Source organism: Pseudomonas sp. ABC1 (assembly GCF_013395055.1).
Taxonomy (GTDB): domain Bacteria; phylum Pseudomonadota; class Gammaproteobacteria; order Pseudomonadales; family Pseudomonadaceae; genus Stutzerimonas.
The window spans coordinates 1,130,559-1,147,077 of record NZ_CP058349.1; the positions used below are offsets into that span (position 1 = coordinate 1,130,559).

The 16,519-nt window shown below is 62.4% G+C and carries 14 protein-coding genes; 5 read left to right on the forward strand and 9 right to left on the reverse strand.

What is annotated here, in order from left to right:
- Nucleotides 1–20: 20 nt before the first annotated feature.
- Entirely contained in the window at nt 21–2,747 is a 2,727-nt protein-coding gene (gene secA, locus HW090_RS04990) for a preprotein translocase subunit SecA (protein WP_179112435.1), read from the reverse strand.
- Nucleotides 2,748–2,938: 191 nt separating this feature from the next.
- Between secA and HW090_RS04995 the strand changes: the two genes are divergently transcribed.
- The 3 genes from HW090_RS04995 (at nt 2,939) to HW090_RS05005 (ending at nt 4,248) form a co-directional block, all read left to right on the forward strand.
- A complete protein-coding gene (locus tag HW090_RS04995) occupies nt 2,939–3,400 on the forward strand; it encodes a DciA family protein (protein ID WP_179112436.1) in 462 nt (153 codons plus the stop codon).
- A 27-nt stretch (nt 3,401–3,427) separates the two neighbouring features.
- Entirely contained in the window at nt 3,428–3,892 is a 465-nt protein-coding gene (locus HW090_RS05000; RefSeq protein ID WP_179112437.1) for a multidrug transporter, read from the forward strand.
- A 95-nt stretch (nt 3,893–3,987) separates the two neighbouring features.
- The gene (locus tag HW090_RS05005) at nt 3,988–4,248 is read left to right on the forward strand and encodes a YebG family protein (protein ID WP_179112438.1); all 261 of its coding nucleotides are present in this window, start codon (nt 3,988–3,990) and stop codon (nt 4,246–4,248) included.
- 11 nt (nt 4,249–4,259) lie between these two features.
- On the opposite strand, the gene HW090_RS05010 is transcribed toward HW090_RS05005, so the two are convergent.
- The 4 genes from HW090_RS05010 to HW090_RS05025 form a co-directional block, all read right to left on the reverse strand.
- Nucleotides 4,260–6,872, reverse strand: a complete 2,613-nt coding sequence (locus HW090_RS05010; protein WP_179112439.1) for a LuxR C-terminal-related transcriptional regulator — start codon at nt 6,870–6,872, stop codon at nt 4,260–4,262.
- Nucleotides 6,873–7,100: 228 nt separating this feature from the next.
- Nucleotides 7,101–8,459: a DUF1329 domain-containing protein gene (locus tag HW090_RS05015; RefSeq protein ID WP_179112440.1), complete on the reverse strand. Its 1,359-nt coding sequence runs from the start codon at nt 8,457–8,459 to the stop codon at nt 7,101–7,103.
- Between the two features lie 82 nt (nt 8,460–8,541).
- Nucleotides 8,542–10,416, reverse strand: a complete 1,875-nt coding sequence (locus tag HW090_RS05020) for a DUF1302 domain-containing protein (protein ID WP_179112441.1) — start codon at nt 10,414–10,416, stop codon at nt 8,542–8,544.
- A 387-nt stretch (nt 10,417–10,803) separates the two neighbouring features.
- The gene (locus tag HW090_RS05025; protein WP_179112442.1) at nt 10,804–11,361 is read right to left on the reverse strand and encodes a hypoxanthine-guanine phosphoribosyltransferase; all 558 of its coding nucleotides are present in this window, start codon (nt 11,359–11,361) and stop codon (nt 10,804–10,806) included.
- Nucleotides 11,362–11,531: 170 nt separating this feature from the next.
- On the opposite strand from HW090_RS05025, the gene upp reads away from it, so the two are divergent.
- Both upp and HW090_RS05035 read left to right on the forward strand, forming a co-directional pair.
- Nucleotides 11,532–12,170 carry a uracil phosphoribosyltransferase gene (gene upp / locus HW090_RS05030; RefSeq protein WP_179112443.1) on the forward strand — a complete coding sequence of 213 codons (639 nt, stop codon included), beginning with the start codon at nt 11,532–11,534 and terminating at the stop codon, nt 12,168–12,170.
- A 2-nt stretch (nt 12,171–12,172) separates the two neighbouring features.
- On the forward strand, nt 12,173–13,438 hold the full coding sequence (locus HW090_RS05035; RefSeq protein ID WP_256930750.1) for a uracil-xanthine permease family protein: 1,266 nt from the start codon (nt 12,173–12,175) through the stop codon (nt 13,436–13,438).
- A 58-nt stretch (nt 13,439–13,496) separates the two neighbouring features.
- Here the strand turns inward: HW090_RS05035 and HW090_RS05040 are convergent, their stop codons facing one another.
- The 4 genes from HW090_RS05040 to prmC all read right to left on the reverse strand — a co-directional run bounded on the left by HW090_RS05040 (nt 13,497) and on the right by prmC (nt 16,517).
- Nucleotides 13,497–14,012 (reverse strand): acyloxyacyl hydrolase, encoded by a 516-nt coding sequence (locus HW090_RS05040; protein WP_179112445.1) that lies wholly within the window; start codon nt 14,010–14,012, stop codon nt 13,497–13,499.
- Nucleotides 14,013–14,115: 103 nt separating this feature from the next.
- Nucleotides 14,116–14,913 (reverse strand): glutamate racemase, encoded by a 798-nt coding sequence (murI, locus tag HW090_RS05045; RefSeq protein ID WP_179112446.1) that lies wholly within the window; start codon nt 14,911–14,913, stop codon nt 14,116–14,118.
- Nucleotides 14,906–15,673 (reverse strand): molybdopterin-synthase adenylyltransferase MoeB, encoded by a 768-nt coding sequence (locus HW090_RS05050; protein WP_179112447.1) that lies wholly within the window; start codon nt 15,671–15,673, stop codon nt 14,906–14,908. Before HW090_RS05050 ends, murI begins: the two co-directional genes overlap by 8 nt.
- Nucleotides 15,663–16,517 carry a peptide chain release factor N(5)-glutamine methyltransferase gene (prmC, locus tag HW090_RS05055; protein ID WP_179112448.1) on the reverse strand — a complete coding sequence of 285 codons (855 nt, stop codon included), beginning with the start codon at nt 16,515–16,517 and terminating at the stop codon, nt 15,663–15,665. The genes HW090_RS05050 and prmC overlap by 11 nt, the downstream gene beginning before the upstream one ends.
- Between the last annotated feature and the right edge of the window lie 2 nt (nt 16,518–16,519).

Below are 16,519 nucleotides of genomic sequence, written 5' to 3' on the forward strand. Positions count from 1 at the left end.
AGGTTCAGAGTAGCGACAGGTTATTGCACCTGCCCATGACAGTGCTTGTATTTCTTCCCGGAGCCACAGGGGCAGGCCTCGTTGCGACCGATTTTGGGCTCGGTACGCACTGGCGCGACGGCAGCGTCGTCTTCGTCGGCGGCGCGCTCCGGCTCCAGCGAGGAAACCTCCTCATGCTGGAACTGCATGCGCTGGGCCAGGGATTCGGCTTCGCGACGCAGGCGCGCCTCTTCCTCGGCCGGGTCTTCGCGCTGGACCTGCACATGGGACAGCACGCGGATGCTGTCGCGCTTGATCGAGTCGAGCAGTTCCTGGAATAGCGTGAAGGACTCGCGCTTGTACTCCTGCTTGGGGTTCTTCTGCGCATAACCGCGCAGGTGAATGCCGTGGCGCAGGTGGTCCATGGTCGACAGGTGATCCTTCCACAGGTCGTCCAGCACCCGCAGCACGATCTGCTTCTCGAAGGAACGCAGGGCTTCGGCACCGGCGAGGGCTTCCTTCTCCGCATAAGCGGCCAGCAGCGCCTCCAGCACTTTCTCGTGCAGGGCGTTCTCATCGAGCTTCTGGTCTTCGTCGAGCCATTGTTGCAGCGGCAGGCGAATGCCGAAATCGCTGTAGAGGACCGCTTCCAGGCCGGCGATATCCCACTGCTCCGGCATCGACTGCGGTGGCATGTGGGCATGTATTGCGGCGGTCAGTGCCTCTTCGCGGAACTCGGTGATGGTCTCACCGATGCTCTCGGCGGCCAGCAGGCTATTGCGCATGTGGTAGATGACCTTGCGCTGCTCGTTGGCGACGTCGTCGTATTCCAGCAATTGCTTGCGGATATCGAAGTTGCGACCTTCAACCTTGCGCTGCGCCTTCTCGATGGCATTGGTCACCATACGGTGCTCGATGGCCTCGCCGGCCTCCATGCCCAGCGCCTTCATGAAGTTCTTCACCCGGTCGGAGGCGAAGATGCGCATCAGGTTGTCTTCCAGCGACAGGTAGAAGCGGCTCGACCCCACGTCGCCCTGGCGACCGGCACGACCACGCAACTGGTTGTCGATACGACGCGACTCATGGCGCTCGGACGCGATCACATGCAGGCCACCGGACTCCAGCACCTGCTGGTGGCGTTTCTGCCAATCGGCCTTGATCTGCGCGGCCTGCTCCTCGCTGGGGTTTTCCAGGGCGGCCACTTCGACCTCCCAGTTGCCGCCCAGCAGGATGTCGGTACCACGACCGGCCATGTTGGTGGCGATGGTCACCACGCCGGGGCGACCAGCCTGGGAAATGATCTCGGCTTCCTTCTCGTGGTACTTGGCGTTGAGCACCTTGTGCTCGATGCCTTCCTTCTCCAACAGGCGGGAAACGTACTCGGACGACTCGATGGTCGCGGTACCGACCAGCACCGGACGCCCCTGGGCCTGACATTCCTTGATGTCGACGACGATGGCAGCGAACTTCTCTTCCTGGGTCAGGTAGACCAGGTCGTTGTAGTCCTTGCGCGCCAGCGGCTTGTTGGTCGGGATGACCATTACCGGCAGGTTGTAGATCTGCTGGAACTCGAACGCCTCGGTGTCGGCGGTGCCGGTCATGCCGGAGAGCTTGTTGTAGAGGCGGAAGTAGTTCTGGAAGGTGGTGGACGCCAGGGTCTGGCTCTCCGCCTGGATCGGTACGCCTTCCTTCGCCTCGATCGCCTGGTGCAGGCCCTCGGACAGGCGACGGCCCGGCATGGTGCGGCCGGTGTGTTCGTCGATCAGCAGGATCTGGTCCTTCTGGACGATGTACTCGACGTTGCGATGGAACAGCTTGTGCGCACGCAGGCCCGCATAGACATGAGTCAGCAGCCCGAGGTTGTGCGCGGAGTAGAGGCTCTCGCCTTCGGCCAGCAGGCCGGCCTGGGTCAGCATTTCCTCGATGAACTGGTGCCCGGATTCGTTCAGCTCTACCTGGCGGGTCTTTTCGTCCACGACGAAATGCCCTTCCTGCGTCACCACGCCCTGCTCTTCCTCGATGTGCTGCTGCAAGCGGGGAATAAGCTGGTTGATCTGCATGTAGAGCTTGGAGCTGTCCTCGGCCTGCCCGGAGATGATCAGGGGCGTGCGGGCCTCGTCGATGAGGATCGAGTCCACTTCGTCGATCACGGCGAAGTTCAGCTCGCGCTGGTTCTTGTCCGACAGGCTGAACGCCATGTTGTCGCGCAGGTAGTCGAAGCCGAATTCGTTGTTGGTGCCGTAGGTGATGTCGGCGGCGTAGGCGGCCCGCTTCTCGTCGCCCGGCTGGAACGGCGTGACGATGCCCACGGACAAGCCGAGGAATTCGTACAGAGGACGCATCCAGTTGGCATCTCGGCGCGCCAGGTAGTCGTTGACCGTCACCACATGCACGCCCTTGCCGGACAATGCGTTGAGGTAGACCGCCAGCGTTGCCACCAGGGTCTTGCCCTCACCGGTGCGCATCTCGGCGATCCGGCCTTCGTGCAGGGTCATGCCGCCGATCAGCTGCACATCGAAGTGACGCATGCCCATCACACGCTTGCCCGCTTCGCGGCAGACGGCGAACGCCTCCGGCAGCAACTGATCCAGTGTCTCGCCCTTGCCCAGACGCGCCTTGAACTCTTCGGTCTTCTCGCGCAATTGCTCATCCGAGAGGGATAGCACCTGCTGCTCCAGCGCATTGATGGCCTGTACCGCCTTGAGCATGCGCTTCACTTCACGCTCGTTCTTGCTTCCAAAGAGTTTCTTCAATAAAGGCGCAAACATATTGACTGGGACTTCCATTCTTGGGATGGAGACACGCCTGCTCAGCGGGGTGGCAATGCGTGCAAAGGGGGCATTCTACTCGGAATCGCTTTCGAGGAAAGCAGGCAGGCTACAGCTTCCTTGCGGCGACCGCCATGCCCCTCAAGGTCGCATCTGTTAAGATGCCGACTCATTTGTCCTGAGCTGACGCCATGTCATTTCGCCCGTCGCCGGCTCGCGCACCCGCCACCCTGCTGAGGGATGCCAAGCCGCTCAAAGCGCTGTTCCAGCAGGCTCGTCGCCTGGAACAGCTCCAGCAGTTGCTGGAAAGCCAGTTGCAGCCTGCCGCTCGGGCACATTGCAGGGTCGCCTCCTGGCGCGACGGCTGCTTGCTGCTGGTCATCACGGATGGCCAATGGGCCACCCGCCTGCGCTACCAGCAACGCCGCCTGCAACGGCAACTGGGCGAGATGCAGGCCTTCGCCGGGCTCACTCGCATCCTGTTCAAGGTACAGCCCCCCGTCCCCGATGCACCTCGACCCGCGGCAGCACCACCGCTGACATCCAGTGCTGCCGACAATATCCGCTCGACTGCGGACGGAATCAGCGACCCCAGGTTGCGTGAAGCGCTGGAGCGCCTGGCACGCCACACACGGCCCACCGAACACGAATGATCCGCCTTGCACCGGACGGAGATCCCCATGATCGTCAGTTTATTGCTCATCGTCCTCTGGTTGATTCTGCTGCTCAAATACCCACGCAAGGCCTTGCCTGTCTCCCTCGGTGCCTTGCTGGGACTGTGCCTCATCGCAGCCTGGGTCGCCTGGCAGGAGCAGGTGGAGGCGAACCGGCTGGCACGTCTGGAGATTGAACTGCGCCATGCGCCGGAACAGTGCCCAAAGGACCGCCCCCTGGCGGTGAGGCTGCTCAACCAGAGCACACATCCCCTGCAAAGCCTGCGCTGGGAAATAGCCGCCTATGCGCCGGGGTCGGCCCTCAATCTGGTTCGCAGCAACTATGATGCACCGCTCTACCGCGGGCCTGGCGACCTGCTGCCGGGCAAACACTGGGAGGCCTGCCTGCCCCTCCCGCCGCTGCGCCCGGGGTATCGCCCCGAGACACTGGAATTCCGGGCCGAGCGCCTGCAAGGGCACTTCGCGTCCTGAGTTCGACCGCTTCCCCAGATCAGCTTTCGCTTGCCAATCGCCCACAAGCAAAATACTGTATATAAAAACAGTCACAACACACAGGAGATTGGTCAATGGCCGTGGAAGTGGTGTACCGCAGCAGCCGGGACCTGGAGCGTCTTTTCATGGATAAAGCAGAAGCCGACCGTCACGACAAGATGCTCGAACTGGCCGAAGCGCTGGCCGCCACTCTGCACAGGGTTTCGCCGACGCTGTCGGACCAGCAATGCGAGGACATCGGCATCTACATGGCGAAAAACCGGGAAATCTTCGCCAAGGCGTTCAAGCAGAACCCCGACGTCCTCGCAGAACTGCCGGACGAACCGACCGCCTGAGCGGCAATGCCTCACAACCAACCGCGTGCCTTGGCTTGAGCGACCGCCTGGGTGCGGCGTGAGATACCCAGTTTGCTGTTGATACGACGTGCATGGGTCTTGACCGTGTGCAAGGAGATGAACAGTGTCTCGGCGATCTCCTGGTTGGAGCACCCCTGAGCGATCAGGCGGAGCACCATCAGTTCGCGACCACTCAGGAGCGGCTCTCCCGGCGACAACGGCGCCGACTCATGGCTCGCCAGGCTCAACAAGCGCTCACGCAGACTTTCATCCCCTGGCAGCGCCTTGGCCAACCATTGCGGCTGCCGGTGCTGCAACTCATAGAGTGGCTTGACCAGCTTCTGCCGGGCGGCATCGTCCAATGCCTGACGCAGCATCCGCTCGGCTTCCGCCGACCGCCCCACCCCCAGCAGCGCCTCTGCCAGAGTGAAACGACACTCGCACACCAGCAGCGGGTTCTGGCGCTGCACATGTTCATCGACCAGCGCCTGCAACTGGCTGATCGCAGCCTCGGCACGCCCTTCGAGCAACTCGATCAGCGCCTGGTAACGCCTTACCCGGGGCAATAGCTCATAAAACCCGGACGGAGACAGGTAGCGCCCCTCTGCATACAGGGCAGTGATCTGCTGGAAGACATTGCGCGCCCGTTCCAGTTCGCCACGGTGCAAACAGGCCAGGCCGCTGACCAATTGGAAAATACCGCGAAACCGTGATTCGGGCACATGCCGCCACTGGGACAATCGCTCGGCTTCATGCAGCCATTGGTGGGCACTGGCGAACAACTGTCGCCGCGCCGCCAGCTCCGCCAGGCCGACATAACCGAAGAACGCATAGGCATCCGCGCACAGCTCCGTCTCCAGCCGCCCCTGTTGGTAGGCTGCGAATGCAGCGTCATCTTCCCCAAGGCAGGCCAGCAGATGCCCCTTGAGCAATTGCAGACGCCCGATGATCGGGCTGTGCCGGAACTGCCCGCGCAATTCATCCAGGCTGTCATCCAGCACACTGACAGCCCGATCCAACTCGCCATTGAGTTCCAGCAACTGGATACGGTCGATACTGAGCATCGCCTCGTACAGCGCACTGCCATTGAGCCGCGCCAGACGCATGCCCTGATTGTTGTACTGCTGTGCCAGTTCGCCCTGCCCTTCGGCCATCGCCTGCTGCGTCAGCACCTGGCAGCACAGCACGCGCTGCGCCCAGGCATGTTCCGGTAGTGCGTCCATGGCTTGCAGGCAGTGCTCGCGCGCCTGGGGTTCGCCTCGCAAACGAGCCAGATACCCATTCAGTGCCTGCCAATGCGCCAGCAGTTGGCGCTGCCGCCGCGCATCGGGCTGGGGAAAGAAGCGCCCCAGCTCCAGCAGGCAAGCCTCGGCCTCATCCAGCCGGGCCGACAGGATCAGCGCCCAGCCATGCAGAATGATCAGCCGCGTGGTGCTGCCGAACAGGTCCTGGGGCATCTCGGCACGCCACTTGAGAAAATACGAGACGTTATCGTCGATCAACAATTGCTCCTGCCCGTAACGCTGCAGGAAGTTGGCGGCGACATCCGGCTGCCCGGCTTTCAGCGCATGCTCGACAGCATCACGCATGTTTCCACGGCCGGCGAACCATTGGCAGGCACGGATATGGACAGGCGTCGACACCTGGCCCGACATGAGCGGCAGCAGCATCGCCAGCGGTCGCCACAGGCGAAACCACTCACCACAACTATCGATCGGTCGAATGAACAGTTGCCGACTCCTGAGTTGCTCGAACAGGTCCGTACGCTGCCCCTCGAACAGGTACTGGCACAGTGGCTCGGAAAAACGCGGCATGGCGGCCAGGGAAATCAATGCCTGGCGCACATCCTCGTCCTGCTCGTCCAGGATTTCGCGCTGGACGTAATCACGCAGCAAGGGCGTCCCTGCGACCAGGCGTTCGCGCAGTGCCTGTTCATCGGCACCCAGCAGCATCAGGCAGACACCTGCCGGCCAACCCTCGCTGCCATGCAGCAGTTGCTGGACCAGAGGCTCCGCTATGGCAACCCGGTGCGCCTGCAGCAGTTGCTGCAACTCCTCGGCATCCAGCGCCAGCGCCTCGGCCTGAAGGTCATGGAGATCACCCTGCAGGACCAGTCGTGACAACTTCCATGGTGGCTGGCGCCGACTACTGACCCACCAGCGCACCGACTCATTGGAAACATCGAGCAAGCGATCGATACAGGCATCGAGCGCCGCCGAGGGCGCCCTTGGATAATCATCCAGCACGATCCACAGAGGCCTGGCGACCCGCTCGAGCAGATGGATCAAGGCTGCTTCAGGTGCAAGGCCCGGCTCAGGGTCGCGCCCAAGGCAGGCACACAAGCGCGCCAGCAGTTCATCGGGCGAACAGTCTCGCCCGCCGATATCCAGCCAGAGCACTTGCGTATCGGCTGGTTTCTGGCGCACGCACTCGTTGATCAGAACGCTCTTGCCGAAACCGGCCGGGGCGCACAACAGACGCAAGCGGCAATCGCTGGCCAGCAGTTGCTCACTCAGACGGCAACGCGAAATATGGGCCGGAGGCAAACGGGGCATCCGGGCGGGCAATGGCAGCGCCACATCGGTTTTCGCACTGGCCGCATGCGGATCGAAGCGTACGGACATGGAAGCGATTCTCTTGTTATGGTCAGTCCCTTGATTGCGACACCCGGCATCGGTACACCCTCGCAACGCCAGGCGGGCCACTGTGCCAGAAATCTACACCCTCTCTTTCGGGGCTACTGCCACAAAATGTAAAACATCGCCTGCAATCCTGGCGACCACCCAGCAAGGTGGATATCCACCAATGCAAAGGGCGACCTCACGGTCGCCCTTTTTCGGTCCCTCTATCGATCAGCGGACGCCGGCATTACGCAAGGCCGCTGGAGTGAAATCCCTGGCCGAGGCACGGTGCCCGAACTCCTGGGGTTTTTCCTCGTTGTTCATGCCAATGGCGATGTAGCGCCCGGAAATGATGTCGTAGAGCGTTTCTGCGACATAGGCCGGCACTTCGTGCTGGTAGTACTGCACCGAGTGAGCCTCCCCGACACGCCACAGCTGCCCACGTCCGTCATACAGCTCGGATGCCACGATGGACCAGGTGTCCTCGTCAAGGAAGAAGCGCCGCTTGGCGTAGATGTTGCGCTCTCCACTCTTCAGCGTCGCCTCGACTTCCCAAACACGGTGCAGTTCATAGCGAGCCAGGTCCTGGTTGATATGGCCGGCCTTGATGATGTCCTTGTATTTGACATCGCTGGAGGCAAGCTCATAGCTGTTGTATGGGATGTAGATTTCCTTCTTGCCCACCAGCTTCCAGTCATAGCGATCGGGTGCACCACTGAACATGTCGAAGTTATCGGTGGTACGCATGCCATCCGACGCCGTCCCCGGACCATCGTAGGCAACCTGCGGCGCCCGCCGCACACGACGCTGCCCTGCGTTGTAGAGCCAGGCCTGGCGCGGCTCCTTGACCTGGTCCAGTGCCTCGTGCACCAGCAGCACGTTGCCTGCCAGTCGCGATGGCGCCGTGACCCGCTGCTTGAAGAACAGCAGGACGTTCTGCGCCCGCTCAGGGTCGAGGTCCGTCATGTCGCTGGGGAAGGCAACCTCATCCTCGAAGTTAACCAGCGTGTAGCTGCCGTTGGTCTGGGGCGTGGCCTGCACGATGGTGCGACGCACATTGCCGCCACGGTAGCGGGTCAGGTGGTTCCAGATCGCTTCCAGGCCGTTTTGCGGAATAGGAAAGGCGTAGTAGCCGCTGTTGAAGTTGCTCAGGCCGTTGCCACTCTCCGAAAGCCGGGTATTGAGCGCACTGTTCTTGGCCACTTCATAGATGCGATCCGGCAGCGCTGCCGTGCGATGGCTCGGGAACACGCGCAGCCTGTAGCTGTCCGGATAGCGCTTGAACATCGCCAACTGCCCGGCGGTGAGCTTGTCCTTGTACTGCTCGGCATTCTGCGCGGTGATGACGAACTTGGGCTGCTCGTCCTTGAACGGATTGGTCAGGTGCCCATTCTTGAGCGGCGCGGCATTAGTGGGCAAGCCGCCGGTCCAGGCCGGAATGCTGCCATCGGCGTTAGCGGCCTTTTCCGCTCCCAGCGGGGTCAGCGTCGTCCCCAGCTTTCCGGCATCCTCGGCGGACACCGCGGCCATCACACTGCTCGCGAGCAGCGAAAGCGCCAGGATACCGAACAGTCTTTTTGTTGTTTTCATAAGCTTCCCGTTCCTTTTGATCTTGAGCGTTAGCCAAACCTTGCATGGTGCTGCCAGCACGAGGCTGGCAGCGTGGCATGAATCAGAAGTTCACCCCCATGCTGAATGCCAGGAAGTCCCGGTCGACCAGCGTGTTGTATTTGCCGCCGAAGAAATCCGTGTAGGAAAGGCTGACGGTGTAGGTGTTCTGGTACTCGGCATCCACACCGAAGCTGATCGCCTTGGCACCTTCGTTGAACAAGCCGTTGGGGCCATAGCCGTCGACATCATGGGAGAAGGACACGTTCGGTTTCAGGTTGATACCGGCGAAGACGCTGTTGTAGTCGGCGATCGCACGCACGCGATAACCCCAGGCATTGGCGGTGACGAAGCCATGAGTCCCGTACCTGGCCAGCGCGGCGGCATCATCGACCGAACCGTAGATGGCATCACGGCCATAGCGCACCTTGCCCTTGCTCTCCAGCCCGCCCACATGCACATAGCCCAGCTCACCCACCAGAGTCACACGCTCGGCACCGATCACACGGTCGAGGAAGTGGGTGAAAGTCGTCTGCACCTGCGTGACTTCCTTGCGGTTGTAACCTTTGTTCTCCCAGCCTTCGGCGGTGGCCACAGGCGATGCGCCCACGCCGGTCAACCCTTGGGAGAGAGGGTTCAGCAGCGCCCGGGTCAGGTCCTGGGTGTTGATCTGTACAGGCGCATTGGGCCGGTAGCTGATTTCCCCGCTCCAGGCGGTTCCGGTCGGCAGGGTGGTCGAGAAACTCGCGCCATACAGGCGGATATCCTCGGGGTACTCAAGGTAATAGCGGCCATTGCCAAGTGCGGCGGACTGCAACAGCCCCGGCGCAAGCGACTGGGCTGCAGCGTTACAGGTAGCGGTCGAATTACACAGCCCCGCCCCCAGCAACGCGCCGGCCAGCCCGGAACCAAAGGCCGGGTTAGTCGCCATGCCGAGGATGCCGGAGGCTGTCTGCGTACTGAGGATCGGTGTGCGACTGTGGTAGTTCATGAAGTAGGCACCGTACTCGGTCCGGTCCCCCAGCCAGCGCAGGGCCAGGCCGAACTGCCCGGAGTCACGCGCATCACGATCCCCGCTACGCGGCAGTACCACGCCTTCGGGCGTCACACCAAAGCCCTGGCCGAAGGCCGCGGCAACCGGTTGCAGTGGCGCGATCGCACCGCTGCCGACATGGTAGTTACCGACACAGCCATCCTGCGCCACATCAGCCGTAGAGAAGAAGGTCCCGCAGTTGTCGACGACCGTCTGGTCCCATTCGAGCTGGTAGAAGGTCTCCATGCTCAGCCGGTCGCTCAGCCCTTGTGAAACATAGAGCATGTTGACCGGGATCAGGCCTTCCTTGATCTCGGCGCCAGGCCGGCGGAAGGCTGCGGCATCCAGCGGGTTGATCGAGTTGATCGAGTTACCGATGAAGGTACTTTCGCCCCAGCTCACCACCTGCCGCCCGACCCGCACGGTCCCCGGCAGGTTGGCCATGGAATAGTTGTGATAGAGGAAGGCATCGAGGATCTGCGCCCCCGAGGATTGCGCAGCCTCCTTGCGGTTGTGATCGCTGATGTCCTTGAAGCGCCGCCCCTCGTCCTTCAGCTCGAAGTCGTACCAGTACTTGCCGCGAATGAAAGCACCGCTGTCGCGGTAGCGCAGTTCCAGGTCATGCACACCCTTGAAGATCTTCGAGAAGGTCTCGCCCTTGCGGAAGTTCAGGCGGCCGTCATCGCCAGTCTGGGTAAAGCCGGTTCCGCCATTGTTGGCACCGATCAGGTCTTTGTCCGGACTGGCCATCGACCAACTGGCACCGATGGACAGCGAAGAATCGAACTGCCCTTCGATCTCACCGATATTGAAGTTCACTGCATACGCTGGCGTCGCAACGCCCATGGCGATAGCCAGGGCAACGCGTGAAGGTTTGAATAGATCCTGCCTTGTTGTTTTTGTCATGAGGCGCTCCTGATGGATTCTGCGTGCCTCAACCCTAACCAGAGGTCTGCGTCGGGTTAAGCGCACCAAGGTTTGATTTAGCGTGTAATCCTTTAGTGCTAATGACCGCGTCAACTCAGCCATTGGCGGCGATGCAAACCATGAAACCTTAGAGGTCACGAATCGAGCTTAGTTGCCATTCCCATATACGGCAAAGTGCATCGCAGAGCCTTCCACCCTCGATACGGACTGATTCGTCGACTGACATTCAGGGCCATATCGCAGCGCACGGCGATTGGCCTTTAGTAGCACTCATGGTTTCAACGAACCCGACCACCACGGGGTGCCGCCTCCGGTAACACTCCAACTGGGAGAAAAGGGAACAGCGCAGCAGACCGCCTGCTTCGCTCAAAGTCCCTTGACCGCGAAGATGCCAGGAGCATTTCGCCAGTAACCCTTGTAGTCCATCCCATAGCCGAACACGTAACGGTCGTCACAGAACAGCCCGGTGTAGGTGGCCTTCATGCCAGGAAACGCCTTGCGCTGATGACGTTTGTCCACCAACACCGCCGTATGTACCTCGGCAGCCCCGGCATGCTTGCAGAACTCGATGATGGCATTGAGGGTATGCCCCTCATCGAGGATGTCATCGATGATCAGCACATCGCGGTCGATGAAGGAAATCTCCGGCTTGGCTTTCCAGAACAGCTCTCCCCCGGTGGTCTGGTTGCGGTAGCGCGTGGCTTGCAGGTAAGACATCTCCAATGGGAAATCCAGCAATGTGGCCAGCTTGCCGGAGAAGATCAGCCCGCCGTTCATGACGCAGAACACCACGGGATTGCGCTCGGCCAGTTCCTGGTTGATCTGTTGCGCGACCGCCCTGATCGCAGCCTCCACCTCCGCTTCGTCGTGAAGGCAATCGGCTTCGGCCATCACCTGGCGGATATGTGCAAGATCGACGGACATCGGCAACGCTCCCACTCGACAGGCATGGGCCCGGAAAAGCCGCTGAAGATAACCAGACACCCCGGCAGCAGCAAGTGCCGCAGGCCGCGTCATTGCGACCCGGTGAAGCGATGACGCCACGCACGGGGATGCATTACCCTAGCGCCCATTCACTGCCAACCGGAGCCGCCATGCCCATTCACGAGATTCGCCACCCACTGGTACGCCACAAGATCGGCCTGATGCGCCGGGCTGATATCAGCACCAAGAACTTTCGCGAACTGGCCCAGGAAATCGGCTCCATCCTGACCTACGAGGCGACCCGTGACCTGCCTCTGGAGAACGAAGAAATCGAAGGCTGGTGCGGTGCCGTACAGGTCGACAAGATATCCGGCAAGAAGATCACCGTGGTGCCCATCCTGCGTGCGGGCATCGGCATGCTCGACGGCGTGCTCAACCTGATTCCGGGCGCCAAGGTCAGTGCCGTCGGCATCGCCCGCAACGAGGAGACCTTCCAGGCGCAGACCTACCTGGAAAAGCTGGTCCCGCAGATCGACCGCCGCCTGGCCATGATCATCGACCCGATGCTGGCGACCGGCGGCTCCATGATCGCCACCATCGACATGCTGAAGAAAGCCGGCTGTACGGAAATCCGTGCCATGGTCCTGGTCGCGGCTCCCGAAGGCATCGCTGCGGTGACCAAGGCGCATCCGGACGTGGACATCTACACCGCGTCGATCGACCAGCACCTGGATGAGAACGGCTATATCGTTCCCGGCCTGGGCGATGCCGGGGACAAGATCTTCGGCACCAAGCAAAAGGACGTATGAGCATGCCCGACCTCCCGCACGAGCCGACCTGGCGCCAGGCGCTGTCTGGCGCACAGATGCTGTTCGTGGCGTTCGGCGCCCTGGTGCTGATGCCGCTGATCACCGGCATGGACCCGAATGTGGCGCTGTTCACCGCCGGCCTGGGCACCCTGCTGTTCCAGTTGACGACAGGCCGGCAAGTACCGGTATTCCTCGCATCGAGTTTCGCCTTCATCGCGCCGATCATCGCCGCGAAAGGAGAATTCGGCCTGCCCGCTGTGCTCGGCGGCGTGGTCGCAGCCGGCGTGGTCTACATGCTGATGGGGTTGGCGGTACGCCTCAAAGGGCCGGGCTTCATCGACCGCCTGCTGCCGCCGGTGGTGATCGCACCGGTGATCATCTCCATCGGCCTGGCGCTGTCGCCGGTCGCAGTGAACATGGCCATGGGCAAGTCCGGCGATGGCGCTGCGCAACTGGTGCCCTATGAAACCGCCATGCTGATCTCCATGGCGGCCTTGCTGACCACCCTGCTGGTCGCCGTACTCGGTCGCGGACTGTTCCGCCTGGTGCCGATCCTGGCGGGCGTGGCGGTCGGCTACAGCCTGTCACTCGCGTTCGGCATCGTCGACACCAACGCCATGGCCCAGGCGCCCTGGCTGGCCATGCCTGCATTCGTCGCACCGGAGTTCCACTGGGGCGCGATCCTGTTCATGGTTCCGGTCGCGCTGGCTCCCGCCATCGAGCACATCGGCGGCGTCGTCGCCGTCGGCAGTGTCACCGGACAGAACTACATCAAGAAGCCCGGTCTGCACCGGACCCTGCTGGGTGACGGCATCGCCACCTCGGCGGCCGGCCTGTTCGGCGGCCCGCCCAACACCACCTACGCCGAAGTCACCGGCGCGGTGATGCTGACCAAGAGCTACAACCCCAAAATCATGACCTGGGCCTCGGTATTCGCCATCGGCCTGGCCTTCGTCGGCAAGTTCGGCGCCGGGCTGCTGAGCATTCCCGTGCCAGTGATGGGCGGCATTCTCTGCCTGCTGTTCGGCTCCATTGCCGTGGTGGGCCTGAGCACGCTGATCCGCCACCAGATCGACCTCTCCGAGTCGCGCAACCTGATCATCGTCTCGGTGACACTGGTATTCGGCATAGGCGGCATGGTGATCGGCAGCAGCGAATTCAGCCTCTCCGGCATATCGCTGTGCGCCATCACCGCGTTGCTGCTCAACCTGCTACTGCCGGGCGGACAAGGCTGGCGCAGCAAGCAGTTGAACGAAGAACAGCCATAAAGACTGAGGGACAAGGGAAAAGCGCGACGGGGCGCTTTTCCCTACGGAATGGTGTCCGCTAGAACGCGTGGCGGTAGTGCAGGGAGTAGCTCTCCACACCATCATTGGGCTTCTTGATACCGGCATTGGAATAGTGGATCGCACGAATACCGACCTCGTGCCCACCCGAGAAGCGCAGGCCCGCGCCGATGCGATCCTCGAACTGGAATGAAGACCCCAGGTCGTTGTTTTCGATGCGGGTGCTTTCGAAGGCGGCAATGCCGATACCAGCCTCGATGTAAGGCTTCACCGAGCGCCCGGCGAACTCATAGACGAAAACCGGCGTCAGCGACAGGCTGTGGTTGCTCGATGTCTTGTCGCCCTGCCAGTAGGTGTAACCGGCATCCCAGTACCCTCCCAGCTTGCCGACGCCACTCTCGAACCAGCTCCGCCCGAAATCCCACTGCGCACCGAGGCGGTAGGTGTTGGTCGACTCCCCCGTTCGCCCGACCGCAGCAGTGAAATCAACAGCCTGCGCCGCAACCGGCGCCAGCAGCAACGCCATGATGGCGGCGATTGAAATGCTCTCTTTCATCAGGTCTTCCTTAATCAAGTGCTACGGTTTTTCTATTGTTTTTCTCAGATAGCGACTGAAATAACGAGTTCCACTCAATAGGGCGCTTTCGTACACAACGGCCTTAGCCGGCGAAAAAACCCACTTCGGCCTCATGCCCCCAGAGCAGCGGTAGTACGCTCGCCATACGCTGTGGCGCGGCACTGCTCCAGAAACGGATGGGGGCATCATCGCTCCCACCAGACAGAAATCCACGCTCCGCCAGCAAGCCCTCCAGCCGCCGCGCCACGGCGGCGCCGGTGTCGATCAGACTGACACTAGCCGGCAACATATCTTCGAGCAAGGGTCGGATGAACGGGTAATGGGTGCAGCCCAGGATCAGCGTATCGCAGCCAGCCGCCAGCAACGGCTCTACCCAGGCGGCCAGCAAGGCACGGGTCGCAGGCGAAGCCAGTTCGCCGGCCTCGATGCGCTCCACCAACCCGGGACAAGGCTGCATGATGACGTTGACGTCATGCCCGACCTGGTCGAGCAAGGCGGCGAACTTGGCGCTGCGCAGCGTGCCAGTCGTCGCCAGCACGCCAATCACACCGGTTCGCGTGGCCTGGGCGGCAGGCTTGACCGCCGGCTCCATGCCCACCAACGGCAACCCCGGATAAAGACTGCGCAGGTCGCTGATCGCTGCCGCCGTCGCGGTGTTGCAGGCCAGCACCAGCGCACAAGCCCCCTGCGCCAGCAAAAAATCGGCGATGCGGCGGCAACGCTCGCGGATGAACTCCGGGGTTTTCTCGCCGTAGGGCACATGGGCACTGTCCGCCAGGTAGATCAGCGGTTGCCCGGGCAAACGTGCGTGAATCTCGCGCAGGACCGACAAGCCACCGACACCGGAATCGAACACCCCGACCGCCCGCGATTCACTCATGGACAGCACCGTGCGCGGGGCCGCAGACACTGCATGATGGATCACGCCGCACACGCAGCTCGCGGAAACGGCTGCTCAGGGCATCGATCCGCAGCAAGCGACCACGCAACGGTTCGCCAAAACCGGCCAGCAACTTCAGCGCCTCCAGCGCCTGCACGCTGCCGACCAGCCCGACCAGAGGGCCGAGCACGCCCGCTTCGCTGCAGGTCAGCTCCGCCTCGTCACCGTGCCCATACAGGCAGTGGTAGCAAGGGCTCTCGGCATCACGCGGATCGAACACACAAACCTGCCCTTCCAGCCGGATCGCCGCGCCGCTGACCAGCGGACGCCGGGCCTGTACGCAAGCACGATTGATCGCTTCGCGGCTGGCGAAGTTGTCCGTGCAATCCATTACCAGATCGACCGCTGCGACTGCCTGCGCCAGGGACTCGGCCTCCAGGCGCTCGTCATGCACCACCAAGCGCACATGAGGATTCAATGCGCCAAGCCGACGCCGCGCTGACTCGGCCTTGCTGCTGCCCAGGGCGTCCGAATCGTGCAAGACCTGCCGCTGCAGGTTGCTTACGTCCACCTCGTCGAAGTCGGCCAGGTGCAACTCGCCCACGCCAGCGGCCGCCAGGTACAACGCCACGGGCGAGCCCAGCCCACCCAGCCCGACGATCAGCACCCGGCTCTGGCGCAGGCGCAATTGCCCGGCGATATCGACCTGCGGCAACAGAATCTGCCGGCTGTAGCGCAACAATTCCTGGTCATCCAGCATTGTCGGCCTCCGCAACACATGGCCAGCACCCGAGACTGACCCGCTCGTGCCCGGCCAGATCGCACAGGCTGGCGACCTGGACAAAACCCCGCTCTAACAACAGGCCGCGGACAGCCGCCGCCTGGTCGTAGCCATGCTCCAGCAACAGCCAGCCACCCGCCAGCAAATGCCCTGGGGCCGTCGTGACGATATGGCGGATATCATCCAGCCCATCGGCCCCGGAAATCAGCGCACTGGCCGGCTCGAAGCGCACATCGCCCTGTTGCAGGTGCTGGTCATCGGCACGGATATAAGGCGGATTGCTCAGGATCATGTGGAAACGCTGCCCACCCAGGGCATCGAACCAGTGGCTCAGCCTGAAATCGGCATTGCTCATGTGCAGCCGCTGCCGGTTGCGCAGCGCCAGGGCGACCGCCTCTTCGACACGATCCACGCCCAAAACCTGCCAGGCGGGCCGCTCACAGGCCAGCGCCAGGGCAATCGCGCCCGTGCCGGTGCCCAGGTCGAGCAACTGCTGCGGCCCGGCCGGCAGCGTCTGCAAAGCCGTTTCCACCAGCAGTTCGGTATCCGGACGGGGAATCAGCGTATGCGGCGCCACCTCCAGATCGAGGCTCCAGAAGCCCTGCCGTCCGAGGATATAGGCCACCGGCTCGCCCTGACGGCGACGCACCAGGAAAGAGGCATAACGCTCGACCTGCGGCGGCTCCACCTCACGCTCCGGCCAGGTGCGCAGGTAGCTGACCGGCTTGCCCAGCACCTCGGCCAGCAGCCACTGCGCATCCAGCCTGGCGCTCGGCGAGTCAGGCAGGTCAGCCTCGTTCAACAGTGATTCGATGGTCGGCATCG